The organism is Pseudomonas sp. YNh, from assembly GCF_037993085.1.
GTDB classification, from domain to species: domain Bacteria; phylum Pseudomonadota; class Gammaproteobacteria; order Pseudomonadales; family Pseudomonadaceae; genus Aquipseudomonas; species Aquipseudomonas putida.
The window spans coordinates 76,585-100,229 of record NZ_JBBMRJ010000022.1; the positions used below are offsets into that span (position 1 = coordinate 76,585).

Below are 23,645 nucleotides of genomic sequence, written 5' to 3' on the forward strand. Positions count from 1 at the left end.
TTTCGCCGCGGCCAGCTTCTTCGCGTTAAGATTCAAGCGTCCTCAGGTGACCCGGCGTATGGACAGAGGTAGCGACTACCACATGCCATACCCTCAGCCAAACTTTCGAACAGCCTGCAACCATAATCTTGGCGGATTAGGCCAACTCCTTCCTCACACCTTGAGATAAGTTATGCGCGTTCTAGTTGTGGAAGACGAAATTAAAACTGCCGAATATCTTCAGCAGGGCCTATCCGAAAGCGGGTATGTCGTAGATATCGTGCACAACGGTGTAGATGCTCTGCACTTGTTCAACACTAATGTCTATTCGTTGGTCCTCCTGGACGTGAACCTCCCGGGTATCGACGGCTGGGACCTGCTGGAAACCATCCGTAAGACCAGCCGGGTCCGCATCATCATGCTGACCGCCCGCGGACGCATCAATGACAAGCTCAAGGGCTTGGACGGCGGCGCGGATGACTACCTTGTGAAGCCATTCGAATTCCCTGAGCTGCTTGCTCGCATCCGTTCGCTGCAACGCCGTGGTGATGAGTTAGTCGAGAAGAGCTCGCTGAAAATTGCCGATCTGGAACTCGACTCCGTCCGCCATCGCGTCTTCCGCGGTGGCACACGCATCGATCTCACCACCAAGGAATTTGCGCTTCTGCACCTGCTCATGAGCCGAACGGGCGAAGCGCTGACTCGCTCTCAGATCATCTCGTTGGTCTGGGATATGAATTTCGATTGCGACACCAATGTCATCGATGTAGCCATCCGGCGCTTGCGCTCGAAGATCGATGACCCGTTTGAAACCAAGCTCATTCACACGCTTCGTGGCGTTGGGTACGTTTTTGAGGAACGCGCATGAGGCCATTCAGCCTGGCTGCAAAGCTGGGGTTAAAAGTTGGGTTGATGAGCGCAGCGTTGCTGCTTCTGTTCGCCACCTTTGGCTATCTGATGGTAGGCAAGGCTCTGGAAAGAAATGCCAGAGCAGACCTGGAAGTAAAGATGGCGGGGATGGCTCACAACCTGTCCACCATCCCGGACATCTCCGGCGTCAACGCGGATGCGCATCAGCTTGTCGATTTGGTCATGGGCCACAACAACCTGTATGTGAGCATATTCGATACCTCACAGAATCAGACTCCCCTGCTCTCGATTGGCTCGAAACAGGTCAATCTGGAGGTGCACAAGTTTCAGCCGGCGGCCCAGCCCAAAGAGCACGAATGGCGTGATACGCAGGACCGTCCTCTGCTGAGTGCTTCTCGAATCATGCGTTTGGGCGATGGAACAGAGGTCAGCGTCTATATGACCATGGACCAGTCATCCAGTGAGGCGCTGCTCGATGCGTTGCTGACCTGGGCCTTGATGATGTCCCCCGTCATCCTCGCACTGATCTTGGCCATTGGCTGGTGGACTGTGCGCAGAGGCCTGCTACCACTGACCAAGTTCCTCAAGATCGCCTCGAAAATCTCAACCGAGAGCCTCGACCATCGCCTTCCAACTGATGGGATGCCGGCAGAACTCAAAATGCTCGCCGACGGCATCAACATCATGCTGGCTCGCCTGGATGATGGGGTTCAGCAGCTCTCGCAGTTTTCTGACGACCTTGCTCACGAACTTCGAGCACCGCTTTCCAACCTGATGGGCAAGGCCCAGGTTGCCTTGACCAGAGAACGATCGCTTTCCGAGTACCGGGAGGTTCTGGAGTCGTGCACAGAAGAGCTGGACCGCATGAGCCGCATGGTTTCCGACATGCTGTTCTTGGCCCAGGTCAGTCATCCAGCATCAATGGTGGAGTTCGAATCCGTCTCCTTGGTCGACGAGGTTCAGCGAGTGTGCGATCTCTTCAGCATTTCAGCAGAAGAAGGCGAGATTCAGCTGCAGATCTCCGGCAGTGATGACGTGGTGCGCGGGAATCGCCTGATGGTTCAACGTGCCGTCTCGAATCTGGTCTCGAACGCGATCCGTTACTGCCCTCGCGGCCGCACGGTCTACGTTAAGGTGCAGCATAGTGCGAGCGGTACGACGTTGAGTGTCGGCAACCCCGGCCGTGGTATTGCCAAGGAACACCACGCGCACTTGTTTGAGCGGTTCTACCGTGTGGACAAGAGCCGAGCACGGAGCGAAGGCGGTACCGGTCTTGGCTTGGCCATTGTGCAGTCGATCATGAGTCTGCACCAGGGATCGGCGAGCGTGGAGGTGACCGAAGAAAACTTCACCTGGTTCCACCTTCACTTTCCGGAAGCCCAGCAAATGCAGCCGGCAATGACCGCCGCTTAAATTGCGCAGACACGATTAGGCCCGTCAATCGACGGGCCTTTTGTTTGCCTCAATGCATCAGTGCCGAAGGACCACAGGGTCCATGGGCGACCGCAGAATCACCGACTTAATAATCTTCTGTTCGTCAGGATTGGCGTTTTTCCACAGGTGTGAGAAGTACTGAGCATTCACTTTCTCTTGAGCACTTACGCTGCCGGCGGCATCGATCAGGCGCATGGTCGAGTAGACACAGATCAGCGCCAGAATGAAGAACGCCGTGGCGACCACCATCACATAACGCTTGGCCAGCACCGGTGCCCGCTTGAGCTCCTGGATAGAGGCGTCCGCCGCCTTTGTCGCTGCTGTAAGCTCCGAGATCAGTGGCTGGATGGCGGTGTCGACTCCGCGGCATGCAGCTGAATACGCTGATGCAGCGGCGCGCAAGGCAACCTCCTCCGCGTTCGACCAAGCCTTCTCCGCCTTTCGCACCTCCTCCTGAATCTGCCGGCCGACAGCGTCCACCTGCTCCACCAGTTCGTTCGACCTCTCCAGAACAGCGCTGGAGGTGCGCGTCTGCGAGGTCAGCTCATCGAGCTGGACAGTGAGTTTTTCAGTGCAGCGGCGAAAGTCACCGATAGCAACTGCCCAGGGCTCTATGTCATTCATGGCTATCTCCTAGGGCGGCCAACAACGCCGCGCTGAATTAACGCGCTAGATATCAAAATTGTAATTTAAGAGAAAATTCGAAGTCGCCCTCGACAGTGCCGAGATAGACATGATCCTTCCAGATTTGAAGATTTAACGCATCCTATCTGCAGCCAAAATTACGGAATTGTAATTATTGACTCACCTTGTCGTTAGCTTCGCGTTCCTAAACTACAAACCAACAAAGGCCGCTAATCAGGTTGGCCTAGTATGAACCGAGGTTCACAATGAAATTTGTCAAATCTATCGCTATTGGCAGCCTGCTGCTGGGTCTCATGGGTACCGCTTACGCTGAAGGCGGCTTCGAGCGAACGAAACAGTTCAACGAGAACTTCCGAACCGAACAGGCTCGCCTATGGAGCGATGACTCTTCGGACCAGAACAAACAACAAGTCGCTCAAGAGCAAAAGAAAGAAAGCAAGGATGGTAAGGAACAAGCCGACAATTAATCGGCGGTTAAATAGGACTTCAAATGACGAAAGAAATCGACAAAAAAGCCAGGGTAAAACCTGGCTTTTTTGTGCTTGGAATTTAGCCTTCGTTCTTGCGAGGCGTTTCCGCATTGCTTTCTCCGGCCAGACCCTCGGCACCTTGTGCGGGGCGTTTCCAATGGCACAGCAGGAGCTGGCTGGCGTTCGCTTCGGTGATCGATGTGCAAGCTAGATCAGCGGGCAGACCATCCTTGCTGTCTCGCAAGCGCCTGGACAGATAGAACGAGCCATCCCGCGGCCACTTGGCAGGATCCTTGATGTTCTCGGACTTCCCGCTGCTGTAAAACTCCGACGAGTATGAGCGGCGGCCAGGATAGATCAGGGGAGCGGAATGAGCAGACTGCACATTGAGCCAGGCTTGAACCACATCCCGCTGATTCTGAGGGCGCTCCTCTAGTACCCCGGCGTAGATGATGCCCGCACCGATGATTGGCAACACCAATGCGCTCGCAGCGGCAGCCCAGGTGGTCTTCGGGCCAACTTCGCTGACCCGTGCAGACAGCAGCAATGCCCACGCTGGCAGCGCGGGTAGCAGGTAGGTCCACAGAATGTTGCCTGCAAATGTGAAGAAGACCGGTGTCGCCAAGGCCCACAGCCAGAGGTAGGCTTTGAAGCGCTGCATCGATCCACGCTTGCGGATCAACAGTGGTAGAAACAAGGCCCATGGCAGTAGCGACAATCCGAGCTGGATCCAGATGCTGCCGTACGGCTTGGCATGAGCACTACCATAGAGGTCCCCTGCCCAGTTACTGACGACGTAGCGGCTCCAGTGCTCACCAACGAAGAAGTACTCCATGAAGCCGGGCGTTTTCATCTCGGCCGCGACATACCATGGCACGGATATACCGAACATGAGTACAAGGCCGCTAATCCAGGGAAGCCTCAGTACCCGTCCCCATTCCTTGTAGATAACGAACCAGGCGAATGCCGGCGCCCCCATAAGCACCAGGGTCAGCGGCCCTTTGGCAAGCAAGCCCAGCCCGAGACCTGCGAACATCAGGTAGGCATCCGCCTTGCTGGCGCACTTCATCCAACGCCAGAAACCGTAGCTGGCCAGCAGAATCGAGAACGACAAAACAGGGTCAGTCAGCACAACACCGCTGGAGACCAGGCCAAGTGTGGTGCTGGAAAAAATAATGGCAGCCCAGATGCCGGCGTTACGAGAAATCTGCTGCGTGCCGAGTTTGATGATGATGAAACAGCTTGCCAGGTGGAGTAGCCACGCTGGGAAGCGCGCAGCGAACTCGTTAACGCCGAAGACCGTCATGCTCGCGGCCTGGGTCCAGAAGGACAACGGAGGCTTGCCCCAGAACGGTACCCCGTAGTCGAACATGGGCGTGATCCAGTCATTCAACTCGACCATCTTGCGAGCCATTTCAGCGTAACGGGCCTCAGATGTGTCCATCAGCGGGTAGATGCCCAGCCCCACCAAACGCAATAGCAAAATCGAACCCAGGACCCACCACAGCGTCCTCTCGTTCTTCAGGTTCAGCATTTCTTACCCTCGATCGAAGCCATCGAAGGGTGGAGTGACACGGGATCTGCCTTGTTGCTGTGCTTCAGGAAATAGAGAGGCCGGCGCTTCACTTCCGCGAGTGTCACGCCCAGGTACTCCCCCACCATGGCGACACCGACGCACATGAATGAAGCCATTCCGACGATCAGGTGATGGATGTCGAAACTGCCTGCCACAAGCGACGCAAGCATGTAGCAGATGCTGGAGACGAAAAGACCGAAACTGATGAGGCTGAAAATGCGCAGTGGTTTGCGAGAGAAGCTGACGATGCTCTCGATGGCCAGATTGAACAGGCCAGCTGCATTCCATTTGGTGCTCCCGGCATGGCGAACAGTGCGATTGTAGGGCAGTTCGATGGTACGAAAGCCTACCCAGCCGATCATGCCTTTGAGAATCCTGGAGCGTTCATCCAGGGCCCGCAGGGCTGCCAGCGGCGCAGGCCCAATCAATCGGAAATCGCTGACATCGGCCGGCATGTCCACCTTCTCCACCAGGCGCTGCATGACCCAGTAGTAAGCCCGGGCACTCATGCGCTTGAACCACGAATCACCGATTCTCAGGTTGCGCTGCATGTTCACCACGTCGTAGCCGCGTTGCCAGTAGTCCACCATGGCCGCGATGAGCTCTGGTGGATCCTGCAGGTCGACATCAATGAAGATCAGCGCACTGCCACGGGCATGGTCTATCCCGGCGCTCAGTGCAGCCTCTTTGCCGAAGTTGCGACTCAGGGACAGGCAACGTACAGATGACCCATCCTGATAGTGGCGAAGAATGTCGGCCGTCCGGTCATTACTGCCGTCGTCGACATAGAGGATTTCGCAGGAGACGGGTAAGCGCTTCACCACGCGGGTGATTCGCTGGTGGAACTCGGGGATGGTTTCCTCTTCCTGGAAGCAAGGGACCACGATGGTTAACAAGGGATCAGGGCGCTCGGGAAAGCGATGTAATGTCTGCATGATTGAATGTCCAAAAACGATGTGCAATGAATCCAAGTGCAGTGAGGCTTAAGGTCACTACGACTTGGGAGATGAGCGGTGACAGATTCGACTTGATGAGGAACCACATACCCACGCCATTGCCGAAGTTTGTGGTTAACGCGACCAGTGCAAACCTGACAGGCTGAAACTTACGAGAGCCATCTGCCACAAAACAGAGCGCCCTATTTCCAATGAAGCTCGCGATTGCGCCAACCATGCCGCCACAGATACTGGCCAGTAACGGAGTAACGAATTCTGTCGTAACCAGCAATAGGAACACCGCATAATGGACTCCCGTTGCTATGAAGCCGATCCCCAGATAACGAATCAGTAAGGTAGTAAGAGGTGGGGTTTGATTTTCCATGCCCAAAGCCTATGGAGGCAAAGGTGAAAAAATAGTGAACTAAATGTAAATGCGTAATTAGCCGAATCTATATATGGTAAGTAACAAGTCGGCGCACTAGGCTAGCACGCTACAATATCAGAGGGATTGCCTGAAAATTACGCTTTCGAAATAAAAGCCTTCCGATAACGCATGCATGACCCGTGGATTACAATGTTGACAAGATAAGGAAACACCGGGTGGCATTGAGATAGATTCCCCGAATTAAGGGGGACCTAATGGTTACACAAAATGAAACATATACAAGCACCGTTGTTCCTTACAGCCCTGACATATTGGATGATTTGCCAATTGATGATCAGCTGGCCGTAGAGTTTTTCGCAACAGCACGTTGTGCCAGTTTCAAACAGGCTGCCCGAGGGCTCAATGTGCCAGTGGTAGGCCTGCGGAAACGCTTGGAGAAACTGGAAGAGCACATTGGTGCTCCCGTGTTTGTCTACAAACACAACAAGCTTGCCCTGACCCGCACAGGCGAGAGGGTCAGCCATTACCTGTGCCAGCTCTTCGGCCCAGACGGCCTTGGCAAGTCCGGTGAAAAGGAAGTCCCCAGGCTTACCATCGCGATCACAGAGCCAGTGCTGAACGACATCGTAAACCGCGATCTAGTCGCCTACGTGCGTGATCATGCCGAAATGCAGCTGGAAATCCATTCAGAATGCACAACGCAGATGCTTTCTGAGTGTGAAGTCGATGTGGGTATCGCTTTGGTGAGCCCAGATGATAAAGGCGCGCTTGATCGCCATCCTACGTATAGGTTTGAACGGCTTGGCCGGATTGGGCACGCCCTGTTCATTTCCAGCCGCTATTCAAGAAGCGTCACCCTTCCAGTGGAGAGCTTGGATTTGCACAACTTCATGCTCGTTGTCCCTTGGGATGAAGAGATCTTGGCGGGCTCACGAAAGTGGGCATCGATAATGGCTGAGCATCAGGGCGGTACCACTCGGGTCAAGAGCTACAACCTATCACGAGGCCTTGTCGTTGGCGGTGCGTGTATTGGAGTGCTGCCCGACTACAGCCGAAAACTGGAGAGAAATATCCTACCCGTGCCGGGTTTCCTGGACGACCTGGAGGAGAAAGATGTCTATCTTGTTATCAAAACGAAGCTTGTCCGCAATCCGCAGGTTTTGGAAATTCGAAGATTGATCAAGAAGAGCTTCTTTGATAAGAAGGACTGGCTTGTTCGGTAACAGTTTTGTTAGGTTTGAAACTCCTCCGTTAACACTACAGAAACACAACTGTCATATTCGCTTGCAACCTAGTCAGAGTGCTTAGAACAAAGGCATCTTGTTACAGCAGGTGACAACCGTGGCCTGCTCCCATCTGCAAGATAAATTTAGGCCGGCGCAGGGCGAAATATAACGTCGGTAGCTAAGCACTTAACATACGAGAGGCAAGCAATGATCCGTTCTTCGAACATGCGGGAAAAGCTGTTGGCTGCCGCAATAATAGGCACATTTTCCTCGCAAGCATTCTCCGGAACAGTAACCACTGACGGAGCTGACATCGTTCTGAAGACCAAGGGCGGTCTTGAAGTATCGACTTCTGACAAGGAATTCAGTTTCAAACTGGGCGGCCGAGTTCAGGCCGACTACGGCCGTTTCGATGGTGTCTTCACCAAGAATGGCGATACCGCTGACGCAGGCTACTTCCGTCGCGCCTACCTTGAGCTCGGTGGCGTGCTGTACCGCGACTGGAAGTATCAGCTCAACTACGACCTTTCCCGCAACACGGGCAACGACTCCGACGGCTACTTCGACGAAGCCAGCCTGACCTACACGGGTTTCAAGCCGGTGCAACTGCGCTTTGGCCGTTTCTACACCGACTTCGGTCTTGAGAAAGCCACCAGTTCGAAGTGGACCACCGCCATGGAGCGGAACCTCTCGTACGACCTGGCGGACTGGATCAACGACAACGCCGGCATGGGTGTTCAAGCCACCAGCACCATCGCTGACATGGCTTATGTTTCCGGTAGCGTTTTCAGCGAAACCAATAACAACTCGGATGGCGACAGCACCAAGCGCTACAACGTACGTGGCGTGTTCGCACCGCTGCACAGTGATGGCAACGTCCTGCACGTCGGTGCTCAGTACGCTTACCGCGACCTCAAAAACAGTGCGGTCGATACCCGGATTCGTTCGCGTCTGGGCGTCCGCGGTGTAGATACCAATGGCGGCGGCGATGCCGGCACCAACGGCAACCGCATGCTGTTTGGCGGTGCTGCTGCACAAGATGGCCTGTGGAAGGACGACTCGGTCTGGGGTCTCGAAGGTGCCTGGGCCACCGGCCCGTTCTCGGTTCAAGCGGAATACCTTCGCCGCAAGCTGAAAGCTGACCAGGCCAACAACGACATGAAGGCCTCCGGTTACTACGCCCAGATGGCTTACACCCTGACCGGCGAGCCGCGTATCTACAAGCTCGATGGTGCCAAGTTCGACACTATCAAACCAGAGAACAAGGAACTGGGGGCCTGGGAAGTCTTCTACCGCTTTGACGATATCAAGGTCGAAGACGGCAACCTGGTCACCGCGGCGGACCAATCGAACGAGCGCAAGGCCAAGAGCCACACGGTGGGTGTGAACTGGTACGTCAACGAGGCGGTGAAAGTCAGTGCCAACTACATCAACGTGCGCACCGACAACAACGAGAACACCGTGGGCGACGACAGCGGCAATGCCATCGTGACCCGCCTGCAATACGTCTTCTGATCCCTCTCATCAGTCTGACGTGAGAAAGCCGGAAGCGCTCAACGTGCTTCCGGCTTTCCTGTTTCTGGAGGTGATCAAGCATGGAGCGCCCTCCTCCTACCTGCTTTCGCTTACCGATGACCGCTCTTGCCAAAGCTCGGCGAATCTGATGTGATTGCCGCGTCGGGCTTTGCATGGTGGCCGTGCAAGCAAATCAAACCTGACTCCTATTCATGATTGAACCTGATTCGACGTCCAGCTTCGCGTCTAACGGCCCTACAAGCGCAGCTACCCCAACGTCGCTCATTAGGGGATAGTCATGCCTGCAAAAAAGCTGCTTCAACCTCTCGCTGCTCAGCTGCACGCCTCGTTCTCGGCTTCTGGCCGCCCGTACTCTCATCTGCACCTCCACCAGCTGTTCCACGCGGCCATCGGCTCCGTTGCACCGCAAGTTGCCATCCAAGACAAGCTGCCAATTCAGGTCTGTCGTGACAACGAGACACGGCAGTACAACCTCTACGCGGCGGTCGAGCGGGCGAAAACGTGCTTAGGATTGACCGATCTTCAAGCAGTCGGTGTGGCTGAAGAAGTCATTGAGGTGCTACGAACTGCGGGAATCGGCGTGAACCAGGTTCGCCTGCTCCTTGACCCCTCCTTCAGCTCGAAGACTCGCAAAAAGGCCTTCAAGGCTCTCTGCAAGAACCTGGATCTGAACGAGCTAGGCGATCGCTTCGTCCCCAAGACTGCCACGTTGGCCATCGCTGCTGGTATTGCGCCGCCTCCCAAAATGTCGTGGAAGGATCGCTTCGCCCTGGCTGCAAATTCCCCCATGCGGGGGCCAAGCGAGCTCATCAGCATGGTCAACCGGGATGAGTGTTATCTGTGGGTATTCCCACCGACTGACCATCATGCGACGGCTCCAGCGACGCATGACCGTTTCTTTGGTGAAAAGACCCACCCGAGCGCAGAAATGGGCATGGGGTTCAGCATCATCGATTCCGGCTGGACCCGCCCCAAGTACCCGCTATCCAGGCAGTCACAAGAGACCTTCATCCAGTATTCGCTTTCTGCGCCGATGTGGTCCTGGCGCGCACAAAGTGACACCTGGCGCCTGGGAAACATCCTGCGTTCAAGAATCCTTGACGGGGCTCCTTGGCATAACGAGCCTCTGAGTGACGTGCTTCCGAGCGGCCTTAAATCCCTGCCCCGGATCTATGGGTGCGAAACCTGCCGAACGCTGTTCATTGAGAATCACAGCGACTACCCGGATGTACCCACTCAGTGCCAATGCGGTGAGGCGAGCAGCACGGGTGACCAAAACGAGTCATCTGCTCTCAATAGCTGATTTTCCTTACGGTGGCGGGCTGAGCCCCCCGTTAGGGATTGGCTATGGGAGCGGGATTCGCTCACCCCAAACCTGAAGGCGCCGCCACCTAACCGAGCGATATGAGCTGAATGCTCGCGGAGTAGATATGCAAAAGAGTAAAAACAAACAGGACACCCTGGCGGCGATCAATGCGCTTGTCGAGATTGCGTATGATCAGGGATTTGCGGACGGACACGGAGTCGGCAATCAAGTCGGTTTCGTAGCCGGTGTCATGAGCCTCAAAGCTGCATTGGCCTGCGGCTTACGGCATGGCTCACCTGAGTGCGGAAAGGCCCTTGAAAGCCTCAAGCGCATCGGGATCGACGAGTGAGAGAAAAGTACGGGTCGTGCGCTGATCGCGCACGACCCGTACTTCTACTTCAGGTCATTTCCCTGCTTAGCTTCATGATTGAAGCTCAGGGATCAGGTGCTTCTGCGGTAGGCCAACAGGCGCAAGGCGTTGAAGACGACCAACAGTGTGGAGCCCTCATGGATCGCAACAGCGGCACCAATGCTCAAGCCCATGATGGTGGACGGAACCAGGATGGCCACAATCCCCAAGCTGACGAACAGATTCTGGTGGATGATCGATCGCGTGTGACGGCTCAGCCCCACCGCAAATGGGAGTTGCCTGATGTCGTCAGCCATAAGCGCGATATCAGCCGTTTCCAGGGCAACATCAGATCCAGCAGCCCCCATTGCGATACCAACGCTCGAACTGGCCATGGCAGGGGCATCATTGACGCCGTCACCCACCATGGCCACCTTGGCGCTAAGGCGCAGGTTTTTGATGGCCTTGACCTTGTCTTCCGGCATCAGGTCTCCCCACGCTTCATCTAAGCCAACTTGTTTGGCTACAGCCTCTGCAACGCGGTTGTGGTCTCCAGAAATCATGACCATGCGTTCGATGCCCATCTCTCTAAGCTTCTGGAGTGCCTCTTTGGCCCCCTCCCGGGGTGTGTCCAATAGCCCGATAGCGCCCAGATCCTTGTCAGCACGCCGTACCACCATGGTGGTACGGCCTGACTGACGTAGACGCTCCGCAGCCTCCAGGGCTGCCTTGCTGAGTGCGGGAATACCATTGGTACCGAACATCTCGACCTTGCCAATCCAGACGAACTGCCCATCAAGCTCAGCACGCACGCCGCGGCCAATCATGTTGCTCATGTTCTTGGCTTGGAATCGGCACCGTGTGCCAATCATCTCTTCACCGTCACGCACAATTGCCGCAGCCAGCGGATGGTCGCTCATCGACTCCACAGCGATGGCGACGTTTAGCAGATCCTCGATCTGCGTGCCGCCTATGGGTATTACATCGGTGATACGTGGGCGCCCTTCGGTCAGGGTACCGGTCTTGTCGAATGCCATGGCATTCAATGATCCAAGCTCTTCAAGTGGCGCACCGCCCTTGATCAGCACGCCACCTCGGGCTGCCCTGGCGATGCCAGAGAGAATGGCGCTTGGTGTAGCGATCGCGAGCGCGCAGGGGCTGGCTGCAACCAGTACGGCCATCGCCCGGTAGAACGAGTCACGGAACGGCTCGTCAAGGAAAATGCCGGCAAATAGCAGCCCGACTACCAGCAGTAAAACCAACGGGACGAATATGCGTTGGAAGCGGTCCGTGAATCGCTGGGTCGGTGACTTCCTGACTTCGGCTTCACTGACCATCTTGATGACCCGCGCCAAGGTACTCTCCGTAGAGCGCCGGGTTACCTCAACCTCGATGAGCGTTTCGCCATTGATGGTACCGGCGAAGACTTTCGAGGCTGCATCCACTGCATCTGGCTTGCTGCGTGCGAGTTCGGCATCAGGAACAGGTTGCTTGTCCACGGGGACGCTCTCACCGGTTACTGGCGCCTGGTTGATACTTGAGGAGCCTACGACTACAAAACCATCGGCCGGCAGGCGGTCATTGGGGCGCACGATGACAACGTCACCGGGAACCAGCAGCTCCACGGGCATCTCCACCGTGCCATTTGCTCTGCGTACGATCGCGGTGGCTGGTGCGAGCTTGGACAGTGCCTCAATCGCTTTCTTGGCCCGCCCCATCGCGTAGCTTTCAAGGGAATGCCCCAGACTGAACAGGAACAGCAGCAGAGCCCCCTCCGCCCAGGCGCCGATGCTCGCGGCACCGACTGCGGCGAGAAGCATCAGCGAGTCGATCTCGAAGCGTTTCTGACGGATGTTGGTAACCGCTTCCTTAGTGGTGAACCATCCACCGAACACGTAGGCCGACACGTACAGAATCAGAGGCAGACGATCAATCAGGCCAAGTTTTCCTGCGAGAGCTCCGGCACCCAGGAGAGCACCACAGATCAGCGCGAAAATCAGCTCTGTGTTCATTCCAAAAATGCCGCCATGCTCATGGCTATGACCTTCATGCCCGGCTTGGTCATCAGGGCGTTCAAGCAAACTCTTCATAACTCGTCCCTTCTGGGGTCAAGGCTTCCAATTGCCCTCTGCAGTTGGGGAGCCGTCTCTGTTGGTTGGCTAAGATCTATTGCACGGTTTGCCCGAGCCCAGGCGTTAACATTTCGAAGCTATGGGGTATCGGGCGTAATAAAAAATGCCAGGCACTGCCTGGCATTTATGAATTCTCTAATTGTTCTGTTCAAATCGTTTACTACTTGTTGTTGATGCATTGCGAATACATCGAGTAACGAACAGTCTTGAGCGTGCCCTGGGAGTCCTCGAAGGTCATCAACCGTGGATAGACCTGGCAGGTACGGGGGTCCTGCGACTGACGTACGAATTTCGCAACGTCTATCTTCATGCCATATTTGTAATCCTGAATCTCTGGCATTGGCTTGCCATTTTTCTCCGCGTACTTGGCCACTGCGGTCTGGTGTTCCTTGGTGTATTGAAGCTGCTTGCTCTCGGAGAAAGTGTTGGCCTGCGAAGCCACCGAGAAAACAACAAGTGCAGCAGCGATAATTAGCTTTTTCATAAAACCCTCTCAATTTCAAAACTTCTCGGGCGTAACCTTAGCAATGCATAGGCATCACCGGCATGACGAGAAACTTACAATTTTGAAAGGTAAGTGCATCTACTTCACTTTAAACAAAAAAGCCCACAACACGTGTTGTGGGCTTCTCTTTAGCGGAGGCTGTTAGCTAACCACTTCGGCCTCGTCGCCGTCTTCATCCTTGCGGTGTGCCCAGTGATACAGGGCAGGCAGTACCAGCAAGGTCAGTGCGGTGGAGGACAGGATCCCGCCAATCACCACCGTCGCCAATGGCCGCTGAACTTCGGCACCGGTGCCGGTGGCCAAAGCCATCGGGATGAAGCCCAGGGACGCTACCAAGGCTGTCATCAGAACAGGTCGCAGACGGGTCAATGCACCTTCATCGACTGCCTGTCTGAGCGTTCGTCCCTCCTCCCTTAGCCCGCGGATGAAGGCAATCATCACCAGGCCGTTCAGTACTGCAACGCCGGACAGTGCAATGAAGCCGACACCTGCCGAGATCGACAGTGGGATGTCCCGCAGCCACAACGCCACAACACCACCGGTGAGTGCGAATGGAATACCGGTGAAGACCAGCATGCCGTCCTTCAGGTTGTTGAACATCAGGAACAACAAGGTCATGACCAGCAGCAAGGCGACTGGAACAACGATCTGCAGGCGTTTGGCAGCCGACTGCAGCTGCTCGAACTGGCCCCCCCAAGTCGTCCAGTAGCCCGCAGGGATTTGCACCTTCTTGTCCAGCGATGCGGTCGCCTCCTCAACGAAGGACCCCAGATCGCGGCCTCGAACGTTGGCGCTGACGATAACCAGACGTTTGCCGTTCTCGCGGCTGATTTGGTTCGGGCCCAGTTGCAGGTCCAGATTGGCGACCTGGGACAGCGGGATGAAGCCGATCTGATTGGCACCCTGTGCCGCATTGGCAGGTACCGGGATCAGCAAGCTGGACATACCCGCTACGTCGGTGCGAACGGTCTCTGGTAGGCGTACTACCATGTCGAACCGACGGTCGCCCTCATACAGCGTGCCGGCCTGACGGCCACCCACGGCGATAGCGATCGAGTTCTGAACATCCGCGATGTTCAGGCCGTAGCGTGCTGCTTTTTCGCGGTCAATGTTGATGGTCAGCACCGGCAGGCCGGATGTCTGCTCAACTTTCACTTCCGATGAGCCCGGGACCGCTTTGAGCGCTGCCGCGATCTTGTTGGCGGTGTTGTTGAGCACGTCCATGTCATCGCCGAAGACTTTCACAGCGACGTCACTACGCACGCCCGAAATCAGCTCGTTGAAACGCAGTTGGATTGGCTGCGACAACTCGTAGTTGCTTCCTGGAACACCCGCTGCGGCCTTCTGCACTTCAGCAATCAGCTCATCACGAGGCTTCTTCGGGTTAGGCCACTGATCCTGAGGCTTGAGCATGATGTAGGCGTCAGAGGCGTTCGGCGGCATCGGGTCAGATGCAATTTCTGCGGTACCCGAGCGTGCGAACATCCGCTCAACTTCAGGCACCTGCGCAATCACCGCTTTCTCCAGACGCTGCTGCATCTCGACAGATTGAGTGAGGCTCGTTCCAGGCACACGCATGGCCTGCATCGCAAAGTCACCCTCACTGAGGCTTGGGATGAACTCGCTACCCATACGACTTGCCAGCAAACCACTGAGCACGACCAAGGCTACTGCGGCCGAGAAAGCGATGTTCCGATGTCCCAGCACCCATTGCAGAACCGGTTCATAGCGCAGTCGAGCTGTGCGCATGACCACGCCTTCCTCTTCCTTCACCTTGCCAGTGACGAACATGGCAATAGCTGCAGGAACAAAGGTAACGGACAGGACCATTGCACCCAGCAGCGCCATCACAACGGTGAAGGCCATCGGGTGGAACATTTTGCCTTCGACGCCGGTGAGGGCGAAGATCGGCAGGTACACCACCATGATGATCAGCTGACCGAAGATCAGCGGCCGGCGAGCTTCTCGCGCCGCGGCAAAGACCTCGTGGAAGCGTTCGGTTTTGGTGAGCATGCGGCCATGCTTATGTTGCGCATGAGCCAGTCGACGGATCGCGTTTTCTACAATAACCACGGCACCGTCGACGATGATGCCGAAGTCGAGTGCCCCCAAACTCATTAAGTTGGCACTGACCTTGTTGTTGAACATGCCTGTGAAGGTGAACAGCATGGACAGCGGAATCACCATCGCGGTGATCAGAGCCGCACGGATGTTGCCGAGGAACAGGAACAGAATGGCGATAACCAGGATCGCGCCTTCCACCAGGTTCTTCTTCACCGTCGCGATGGCTTTTTCAACCAGGTTGGTACGGTCGTAAACAGTCACAGCCACCACGCCCTTTGGCAGGGTGCGGTTGATGTCCGCCAATTTGGCGGCGACAGCTTGAGATACGGTGCGGCTGTTTTCACCAATCAGCATGAACACGGTACCGAGCACGACTTCGCGGCCGTTCTCAGTAGCAGCACCTGTACGGAGCTCTTTACCGATGCTGACGTCAGCAACGCTGCTGATGCGAATCGGTGCACCATCCACACTGGTGATCACGATGTTGGCGATGTCTTCGATATTGCCTACCTGACCCGGTGCACGGATGAGCAACTGTTCACCATTACGCTCGATGTAGCCGGCACCGACGTTGGCGTTGTTACTTTCCAACGCTGCGACCAGGTCATTGAGTGTCAGCTTGTAGGTAGCCAGGCGCTTTGGATCCGGCGCAACCAGGAACTGCTTGGCATAACCGCCGATGGTATTGATCTCGGCCACACCCGGGACGTTACGCAGCTGAGGCTTGATGATCCAGTCCTGGATCACGCGCAGGTCGGTCGGGGTGTACGGCGTACCGTCCTCTTTGACCGCGCCATCTTCGGCTTCAACAGTCCACAGGAAGATCTCGCCGAGGCCGGTAGATACCGGACCCATGACGGCCTCTACACCTTCTGGCAGCTGTTCCTTCGCAACCTGCAGCCGCTCGTTGATCAACTGGCGGGCAAAGAAGATGTCAGTGCCATCCTTGAAGATCACGGTGACCTGAGACAGGCCAGAGCGAGACAGGGAACGGGTCTGCTGAAGGCCCGGGAGACCGGCCATGGCCGTTTCAACTGGAAACGTGATCCGTTGTTCGGTTTCCAAGGGCGAGTAACCAGGCGCTGCAGTGTTGATCTGCACCTGGACGTTGGTGATATCGGGTACCGCATCGATGGGCAGCTTTTGATAGCTGTAGATACCGATACCCGCCATGATCAGAACGGCGATCATTACTACGATGCGCTGCTCGATGGCGAATCTGATGATACGTTCAAACATGAGAAATCATCCTGTCAGTTCGCATCAGTGACCGTGTTCGGCAGAAGCTTTGCCGAGCTCGGACTTGAGTGTGAAGCTGCCACTGGTTGCTACCTGGGCGCCGGCTTCAATACCGTCGATGATTTCCACGTACCCATTGTCGCGGCGACCCAGTTTTACCGGGCGGGTGTCAAAGCCATCTGGGGTGCGTACGAATACCGAAGGTTTGTCTTCAACGGTCTGCACAGCGTGCTCAGGGACCGCTACGGCAACTCGATCGGTCTGGGAGGTGACCGCAATGTTTACGAACAGGCCTGGACGCCAGGCGCCGTTGGGGTTGGTCAAGGTGACGCGGACAGTAGCTGCACGGTTTTGCTCGCCCAGCAGGCTGCCGACATAACCCACCTTCCCTTCGACCTCGACGTTCATGTCAGGCGAAGAGACTTTCACTGCACGGCCAGTCGTGACCTTGCCCAGATCTGTCGGCGGAACTGCGAAGGTCGCCCAGACCTGATTCAGGTCGGAAAGGATGAAGGCGTTGGTCGCCTCGCTGACGACTTCGCCGACGGTCAGGTGTTTCTCCACTACCACGGCGTCGAAGGGAGCGCGGAGCTCGTAACGATTACCGCCAACGGAGTTAACCGAGGCACCGATTGCGCCGACCTTCTGCTTGGCGTTGGCCAAGGAGATCTCCGCTTCTTGCAGCGCTTGGCGTGCTTGGAGGTAGTCTTGCTCTGCAGAGATCTTGTCCTGCCACAGTTGCTTCTCACGTTCGAAGGTCACACGCGCCAGTTCGACGCGACGCTGTGCGGCCTGTTGTTCGCTGCGCAGGTCAGAGATCTGCTGGCTGGCGATTACCGCGAGGACTTGCCCTTTCTTGACCGTCTCGCCCAGGTTGGCCTGGACAGCCTCAACAACGCCAGGAACACGAGGAACCACGTGGGCAGTACGATCTTCGTCGAAGCGAATTTCGCCAGGGAAGCTCACGACGGTACCGAGGTCACGAGGCGCTGCAGCTTCCAGGGCAACACCAGCGGCCTTGATCTGTTCAGCGCTGAGCGTCAGCTTGCCCTCTTCTTCACCGCCCTCTTCGCTGTGGCCTTCTTCACCATGGCCCTCATCACCTTCCTCTTTGGCGGCAGATGCGGCTTTCTTTTCGTCGCCATGGCCATCGTTAGCGCCATGCTCGGCAGTACTGGCGGCCTGCTGTCCGGAACTGTTGTTCCAGGCAAGGCTGCCAAATCCGAGGGCTGCCACAGCGGCTACCGCGAGGGCGATCTTGCGTTTGTTATCCATTGCTACTCCTGCTGATCGTAGGCACCGGCTTGTTCAAGGCTGTGTGCCGAAGAAAATGTTTGGCCCGTTCAGCGAGTGCCGGCGGTTGAGCCGACTTCGCCATAAACCCTTTCCACCTGCGCACGCGCATTGGTCGCCGCTGCCAACGATTCGAGGTATTGGCCACGAGCGACGATCAAGGTGCGCTGGGCATCCAGCACTTCGATGAAACCGAATTTGCCCATCTCGAAGCCGCGGGTTGCGGTCTCTACGGCTTGTTGGGCTGAAGGCAGAATGGTCTTGTCGTAGGACTCGACCTCCTGCATGGCGGTGGACCATTGGTTCAACGCGGTTTGGGTTTCGGTGCGCAGGCGCAGCTCAACAGCATTGCGCTGGTCCCGGGCCTGATCTGCACGACGAGAAGCGGAAAGAATGTTGCCCTGGTTACGATCGAACAGCGGCAAAGGGATAGACAGGCCCACAGTGTTGACCCGCTCGCGCACAGAGCGGTCGTACTGGCTACCTACACTGACAGTAAGGTTCGGGATACGCTGAGCTTTCTCTGAGCCGAGCGAGGCATCGCTCTTGTCTATCTGCACCACGGCCTGACGCATTTCTGCTGTTTGGTCGAGCTTAGCCAGCAGATCTTCAGTGCGAGGTGGCAAGCCCGGGGAGAGGGTTGGCGATTCGAGTCGATCAAACACGGTGACTGAGCTCCCGGTAATTTGAGCGAGCTGTTGGTAAGCGGTCGCTTTTTCCGTTTCTGCACGTCGAACTTGCAGCTGGGCTTCGGCCAGTTGCACTTGAGCGCGGGTCGCCTCCACTGGGGACGACTTACCTGCGCGAACACGGCCATCGACGATGCGAAGACCGCGCTCAGTCAGTTCGAGAGATTGCTTGGCCAGGTCGAGACCTGTCTGGGCCCGCAACGCGGCGTAAAAGGCTTGGACGACATCTGCACGCAGGCCGTTAACGCGACGGTCTAACTCAAGCTGTGCGGCGGTCTGCCCGTATGTGGCGACGTCAACACGAGCCCCCCGCTTACCGCCCAGCTCAAGGGTCTGGCTGAGAGAGACAGTCGTCTGGCTGGTGTTACGACGGGTGTCTTCCACGTCATACGAGATTGTGGGGTTGGGGATAAGCCCGGCCTGCTTGCGAGCACCATCAGCGATCCCAATTTCTTGCCTGGCCGCGGCCAGGTCTGGGTTGGCATCCATGGCCGTCGAAAGCGCCTGGGGCAAGCTGATGCTTTGGGCAAGGGCTGCAGGCGCCATCAACCCAGAGATGACTGCACAGAGTGCAGCGATCTTCCAGGGCGAGACGGGGGTCTTGGGTAAGACATTGCGGTTATACCGGGGCACTTTGATGGTCCTCGTGCACAAACTTCGATAAAGCTTGGCGAGAACGCCGAAACAGCTGCCAAGCCCCACTTGATTAGGTGATGGCACTCTAATGAGCGGTAGCTATCAGAGGGGTGGCTAGAAAATTACAATTTCGTAAGAAAGCTTTGTAATGCCCGTAAATACTGGGAAACCCAACCCGACACGATGATTTCGATACAAGCAACAGAGATGGCAAACACGCGGTGCGAAGGTGCCGAATAACAGGTAGATGACGAAATTGTAATTGTCCTATCACCCTCCCGTTATCTTCGGCCTGCAAATATGAGCTCGCGCTACGCTAGGCGCGCCGCCGGGTCAGAACAACTAACGACACCCGCGCCGGTAAACATAATAAAAACTGCCGTGAATCAAAGGAGCATCGGATGAAAATCAAAGTACCACTGTATTTGGCGGCAGTTTCTGCGCTGTCTGGAAGCTATGCTATTTCGGCACAAGCTGAAGACAAGCCAGAAGGCTTCATTGAAGGCAGCAGCCTTACAGTGTTGAACCGTAACTTCTACTTCAACCGTGATAACCGCGACAGCACCGCCCCCACTTACAACAGTGGCAAGGGCAATACGAACGGCTACTCCGAAGCCTGGGCGCACGCGATCATCAGCAAATTCAACTCCGGGTTTACCCAAGGTACCGTTGGCTTTGGCGTTGATGCCTTTGCCATGATCGGCCTCAAGCTCGACACCGGTGATGGGCGCAACGGCGGCCGTAGCTCCTTCGACGTGCTGCCCGTTGATAACAAGGGTGAAGCTCGCGACGAATACACCAAGGTCGGCGGCGCAGCCAAAGTCCGCTTGTTCGATACCATCGTGAAAGTGGGTGATGTCTTCCCATCGACCCCGGTCGTCGCATCGGGTGACTCTCGCCTGCTGCCAGAGAGTTTCCGCGGTGTGACCGTTGAGAACACCAGCATCCAGGGCCTTACCCTCCAGGGTGGTCGTCTGCATGCGATGAGCCAGCCGGTCTCAAGCAACCTGAACGACAACTTCGTGACGTTCTACGGCGGCCCGGTCAACTCGCCATGGATCGGTTACGGTGGCGGTGACTACTCGATCAACGACAACTGGACTGTGAGCGTCTACGCCAGCCAGCTGAAAGACGTCTGGAATCAGTACTACGCCGGCACAAGCGTGGTTTACCCGCTGAGCGACGATCTGGCGCTGATCGGTGGCTTCAACTACTACAAAGCCGTAGATGAAGGTAAGAAGCGCCTGGGTGAATTCGACAACAACATCTGGAGTGCCAAGGTCGGTGTGCGTTACGGTGCCCACACCCTGGCCCTGTCGCATCAGCGCAACAACGGCGACGACGATTTCGACTACCTGCGTCAGTCGGACTCGATTTTCGTCGACAACTCCATCCAGTACAGCGACTTCAACTCGCCGAAAGAGCGTTCCTGGATGCTGCGCTATGACCTGAACTTCACCAGCTACGGCATTCCAGGCCTGACGTTCATGACGCGCTACGCCAGAGGCTCGGGTGCGGATTACTCGAACGCTAACCAGTTCTACATGCGCACCGACGACAACGGCAACCCGCTCGACAATCAGAAGCGTTGGGAGCGTGACGTCGAAGTCAAATACGTTGTCCAAACCGGTCCGGCAAAAGATCTGTCCTTCCGGTTGCGCCAGGCAACCACGCGTGCCACTGCTTTCGAATCGGATCTGGATGAAACTCGTGTAATCATCGAGTACCCGCTTTCGATTCTGTAATTCGCTAACTGGGCCAGTTATCCATTGGCGGGTCCTGTTAGTAAAACGAGCATTACGCATTCACCTTGAGTGGCTTAAGTGCTCCTTTGGTAAAAGGTGGATATTTGGCGCCCATTGGGCGCCTTTTTTTTGCCTAAAATTCAAGTAGGCGTTCGATTGTACGCATCGCATGCCGGTGAAGTTCATGACTACACCAATGACCAGTCTCTTCAATGTGAGCGACCTCGCCGTCATCTGAGCGGAACGAAGCCAGCACAAAGAAGAAAATAACCCAATACTTCATAAGGTCAAATCACCTGCTGGAGAGAGGGCCCGCAACTGTCAAACCCAAACCGCGACAAGATATACCGCCAGACTATCAACTGTATTACCTAGAAATTACAAATCCGTCATTTGAGCCCCGGCACGCTCATTTTGATTTACCATCCCTTTCAATAATGCCGGCGCGCGTGCGCGGTTAATTGCTCAGTGATATCGAGACAAAATCCCATGCGAATTCTGGTAATTGAGGATGAAGTAAAAACTGCGGAGTATGTGCGTCAAGGTCTGACGGAATGTGGCTATGTCGTAGATTGCGTCCACACCGGGTCAGATGGATTATTCTTGGCTAAGCAGCACGAATATGAGCTGATTATCCTGGATATAAATCTGCCAGAGATGGACGGTTGGCAGGTCCTTGAGTTGTTGCGTCGTAAAAACTGCCCTTCCCGTATCATGATGCTGACGGCGAGAAGCCGGCTGGCGGATAAGGTCCGGGGGCTGGAGAACGGAGCAGATGACTACCTGATCAAGCCATTTGAGTTCCCTGAGCTGCTGGCCCGGGTTCGCGCCTTGATGCGCAGGTCAGATCACCCTGCATCCGTAGAGGTCATTCGCGTCGCTGACCTGGAGCTTGATCAGAGCCGGCACAGGGCATTCAGGGACGGTCAGCGCATTGACCTGACCACGAAAGAATTCGCGTTACTGCATTACCTGATGCGTAATACCGGTGTGGTGCTGAGCCGCACCCAAATTATTTCGCAGGTTTGGGATATGAATTTTGACTGCGACACAAACGTTGTAGAGGTGTCGATTCGAAGACTCAGAGCCAAGATAGATGACCCTTTCGAGACCAAACTGATACATACGCTTCGGGGCGTAGGGTATGTGCTTGAAAAACGATAGTTGCCAAGCTCTCTAGTACCGAAAATCCGCTACATGCTCCCGTCGCTTGCGAACTTGAGGTTTCTGTTTACGATCCGCGGCGCTGATTCCTCACTCAACAAATGAGGTAGGCTGTACATGAGGTATAGCATTGATTATCAGCAGGTTTCGCAAGGACAATCCGATGCCAGCATTGATGCCTGTCCAGCTGACATTGTCTTCAACAGCGACCATGGCCTAGCTCTTATCCCGTGCGTTGGCGATGTTATCAACCTCCCCTCTACGGCGGTCAAAGAAGGGGTTTGCGGCATCGTTAGATCAAGGATTTTCAATTATCTCAGAGGTCCTGAAGAGCTGTACTGTCACGTCAATATTCTCGTTGAGGAGGCGGACATCAATTTCGAAAGTCTCATCTCGGAATACATGCGCAATCAGTCACGTGCTCGCTCGCCTTCTTCATAAAGTCGAAGGCGGGCCAGTCCATTAATGGTTGTGTATGGGTGAGGGTTCAGCAGAGCGAGCGCCTACTGAGCACCAGAGATGAATAGTCACAGCCTAGTGGTTTAACGCGGTACTGCTGGTGTACGCAGGGCCGGACTCATTGTTTTTTGAATGGCGCATTGCAGCACATAGAAATATAAAACCCCGGAAGCAAATACGATTGCGGACAGATAAGCAAACTCAGAGTCTAAAACCCCGGAAACCATATACAATTTAATCGTGATAGAACCCATAATAATTCCGGTACAGTACATGACGCCTGTGAACTGATTGCCCAAAAAACTCAGTATGTCGCTGAAGGCATTGTTCGCACTCAACAGCATTGCTTTCAGTATCGTCCAGCCGAGAACTGGCAGAAAAGCCTTGATCATGAAGGCGAATAACATCGACGATGCAAACAGTTTTATCGGGGTTTCTGCCCACGGCTTGATGGTGCCGTCTACTTCAACGCCGGTATACAAGATGATATTCAGAATAATCGCCATAAGGGTGCATATGCCGAGGCGTATCATTTCCCGCTTAAGCGGGGCCATCATTATCACTGCGTGAATCTTGTTTCCAAAGTATCGTTTTAGTCCTTGGATCGACATTTTTCTTCCTATGCTCTCGGGTATGACGCTGTTGTAGCGTTGTATGACGGTCATGCTTTTACCCGAAGAGAGGTGACGCTTCAACGGTCCTGAATTGCGCAGGGGATCTCATGTCCTTCCCCTGGCTGGGTAGCTTGCTGAGAAATTCTCATCTACCTGCGTGGCAACGATGCGGCCACCCCGCCGCCGTCAGAGCTCTGGAGGACTGGCTGCTGTCAGCAACTCATCGAGTGACGGAACCTTAGCGTTTGCACTGAGGACGAGTGTTCTGGATCGGAGTATGGATACATCAAAGAAAGATTCGCACTCGACTCTTCCGTTTACTTCTCTCTGAATCGCCCCTGGTTTCGTAGACACCTCCAAGCCTCATAATGAGGCCCAAATAGGAGGTGCC

The 23,645-nt window shown here is 55.5% G+C and carries 20 protein-coding genes; 10 read left to right on the plus strand and 10 right to left on the minus strand.

Features of this window, described 5'->3' with window-relative positions; all coding sequences use genetic code 11:
* The first annotated feature begins 172 nt into the window (after nt 1-172).
* Nucleotides 173-847 carry a heavy metal response regulator transcription factor gene (locus WF331_RS20845; RefSeq protein ID WP_003253457.1) on the plus strand — a complete coding sequence of 225 codons (675 nt, stop codon included), beginning with the start codon at nt 173-175 and terminating at the stop codon, nt 845-847.
* On the plus strand, nt 844-2,262 hold the full coding sequence (locus WF331_RS20850) for a heavy metal sensor histidine kinase (RefSeq protein ID WP_010951441.1): 1,419 nt from the start codon (nt 844-846) through the stop codon (nt 2,260-2,262). Before WF331_RS20845 ends, WF331_RS20850 begins: the two co-directional genes overlap by 4 nt.
* A 57-nt stretch (nt 2,263-2,319) precedes the next feature.
* On the opposite strand, the gene WF331_RS20855 is transcribed toward WF331_RS20850, so the two are convergent.
* Nucleotides 2,320-2,907: a hypothetical protein gene (locus WF331_RS20855; RefSeq protein ID WP_010951442.1), complete on the minus strand. Its 588-nt coding sequence runs from the start codon at nt 2,905-2,907 to the stop codon at nt 2,320-2,322.
* Nucleotides 2,908-3,173: 266 nt separating this feature from the next.
* On the opposite strand from WF331_RS20855, the gene WF331_RS20860 reads away from it, so the two are divergent.
* Complete coding sequence (locus tag WF331_RS20860) at nt 3,174-3,395, plus strand: hypothetical protein (protein ID WP_010951443.1); 222 nt, start codon at nt 3,174-3,176, stop codon at nt 3,393-3,395.
* An 82-nt stretch (nt 3,396-3,477) separates the two neighbouring features.
* Here WF331_RS20860 and WF331_RS20865 read toward each other — a convergent pair whose 3' ends face one another.
* From WF331_RS20865 to WF331_RS20875, 3 genes are read right to left on the minus strand one after another with little or no spacing between them, the layout of a single operon-like run.
* Nucleotides 3,478-4,932 (minus strand): phospholipid carrier-dependent glycosyltransferase, encoded by a 1,455-nt coding sequence (locus tag WF331_RS20865; RefSeq protein ID WP_010951444.1) that lies wholly within the window; start codon nt 4,930-4,932, stop codon nt 3,478-3,480.
* Nucleotides 4,926-5,909, minus strand: coding sequence for a glycosyltransferase family 2 protein (locus WF331_RS20870; protein WP_010951445.1), 984 nt, complete (start codon nt 5,907-5,909; stop codon nt 4,926-4,928). The genes WF331_RS20865 and WF331_RS20870 overlap by 7 nt, the downstream gene beginning before the upstream one ends.
* On the minus strand, nt 5,875-6,294 hold the full coding sequence (locus tag WF331_RS20875; protein ID WP_010951446.1) for a GtrA family protein: 420 nt from the start codon (nt 6,292-6,294) through the stop codon (nt 5,875-5,877). The genes WF331_RS20870 and WF331_RS20875 overlap by 35 nt, the downstream gene beginning before the upstream one ends.
* A 257-nt stretch (nt 6,295-6,551) precedes the next feature.
* Between WF331_RS20875 and WF331_RS20880 the strand changes: the two genes are divergently transcribed.
* From WF331_RS20880 to WF331_RS20895, 4 genes are all read left to right on the plus strand, one after another.
* Nucleotides 6,552-7,520 carry a LysR family transcriptional regulator gene (locus tag WF331_RS20880; RefSeq protein WP_010951447.1) on the plus strand — a complete coding sequence of 323 codons (969 nt, stop codon included), beginning with the start codon at nt 6,552-6,554 and terminating at the stop codon, nt 7,518-7,520.
* 210 nt (nt 7,521-7,730) lie between these two features.
* The gene (locus WF331_RS20885) at nt 7,731-9,038 is read left to right on the plus strand and encodes an OprO/OprP family phosphate-selective porin (protein WP_009395904.1); all 1,308 of its coding nucleotides are present in this window, start codon (nt 7,731-7,733) and stop codon (nt 9,036-9,038) included.
* A gap of 298 nt (nt 9,039-9,336) precedes the next feature.
* Nucleotides 9,337-10,362: a hypothetical protein gene (locus WF331_RS20890; protein ID WP_010951450.1), complete on the plus strand. Its 1,026-nt coding sequence runs from the start codon at nt 9,337-9,339 to the stop codon at nt 10,360-10,362.
* 127 nt (nt 10,363-10,489) lie between these two features.
* A complete protein-coding gene (locus tag WF331_RS20895) occupies nt 10,490-10,714 on the plus strand; it encodes a hypothetical protein (protein WP_010951451.1) in 225 nt (74 codons plus the stop codon).
* 92 nt (nt 10,715-10,806) lie between these two features.
* On the opposite strand, the gene WF331_RS20900 is transcribed toward WF331_RS20895, so the two are convergent.
* The 5 genes from WF331_RS20900 to WF331_RS20920 form a co-directional block, all read right to left on the minus strand.
* Nucleotides 10,807-12,804 carry a heavy metal translocating P-type ATPase gene (locus tag WF331_RS20900; protein WP_041476521.1) on the minus strand — a complete coding sequence of 666 codons (1,998 nt, stop codon included), beginning with the start codon at nt 12,802-12,804 and terminating at the stop codon, nt 10,807-10,809.
* Nucleotides 12,805-13,006: 202 nt separating this feature from the next.
* Nucleotides 13,007-13,330: a DUF2790 domain-containing protein gene (locus WF331_RS20905; RefSeq protein ID WP_003253432.1), complete on the minus strand. Its 324-nt coding sequence runs from the start codon at nt 13,328-13,330 to the stop codon at nt 13,007-13,009.
* 162 nt (nt 13,331-13,492) lie between these two features.
* Nucleotides 13,493-16,654 (minus strand): CusA/CzcA family heavy metal efflux RND transporter, encoded by a 3,162-nt coding sequence (locus tag WF331_RS20910; RefSeq protein WP_010951454.1) that lies wholly within the window; start codon nt 16,652-16,654, stop codon nt 13,493-13,495.
* Nucleotides 16,655-16,678: 24 nt separating this feature from the next.
* A complete protein-coding gene (locus tag WF331_RS20915) occupies nt 16,679-17,929 on the minus strand; it encodes an efflux RND transporter periplasmic adaptor subunit (RefSeq protein WP_010951455.1) in 1,251 nt (416 codons plus the stop codon).
* A 68-nt stretch (nt 17,930-17,997) separates the two neighbouring features.
* A complete protein-coding gene (locus WF331_RS20920) occupies nt 17,998-19,269 on the minus strand; it encodes a TolC family protein (RefSeq protein ID WP_135002145.1) in 1,272 nt (423 codons plus the stop codon).
* A gap of 404 nt (nt 19,270-19,673) precedes the next feature.
* Between WF331_RS20920 and WF331_RS20925 the strand changes: the two genes are divergently transcribed.
* The 3 genes from WF331_RS20925 to WF331_RS20935 all read left to right on the plus strand — a co-directional run bounded on the left by WF331_RS20925 (nt 19,674) and on the right by WF331_RS20935 (nt 22,622).
* A complete protein-coding gene (locus tag WF331_RS20925; RefSeq protein WP_003253422.1) occupies nt 19,674-21,017 on the plus strand; it encodes an OprD family porin in 1,344 nt (447 codons plus the stop codon).
* Nucleotides 21,018-21,506: 489 nt separating this feature from the next.
* Entirely contained in the window at nt 21,507-22,181 is a 675-nt protein-coding gene (locus tag WF331_RS20930) for a heavy metal response regulator transcription factor (RefSeq protein ID WP_003253420.1), read from the plus strand.
* Between the two features lie 117 nt (nt 22,182-22,298).
* On the plus strand, nt 22,299-22,622 hold the full coding sequence (locus tag WF331_RS20935) for a hypothetical protein (protein ID WP_010951457.1): 324 nt from the start codon (nt 22,299-22,301) through the stop codon (nt 22,620-22,622).
* 101 nt (nt 22,623-22,723) lie between these two features.
* On the opposite strand, the gene WF331_RS20940 is transcribed toward WF331_RS20935, so the two are convergent.
* Nucleotides 22,724-23,251: a hypothetical protein gene (locus WF331_RS20940; protein ID WP_340623254.1), complete on the minus strand. Its 528-nt coding sequence runs from the start codon at nt 23,249-23,251 to the stop codon at nt 22,724-22,726.
* Between the last annotated feature and the right edge of the window lie 394 nt (nt 23,252-23,645).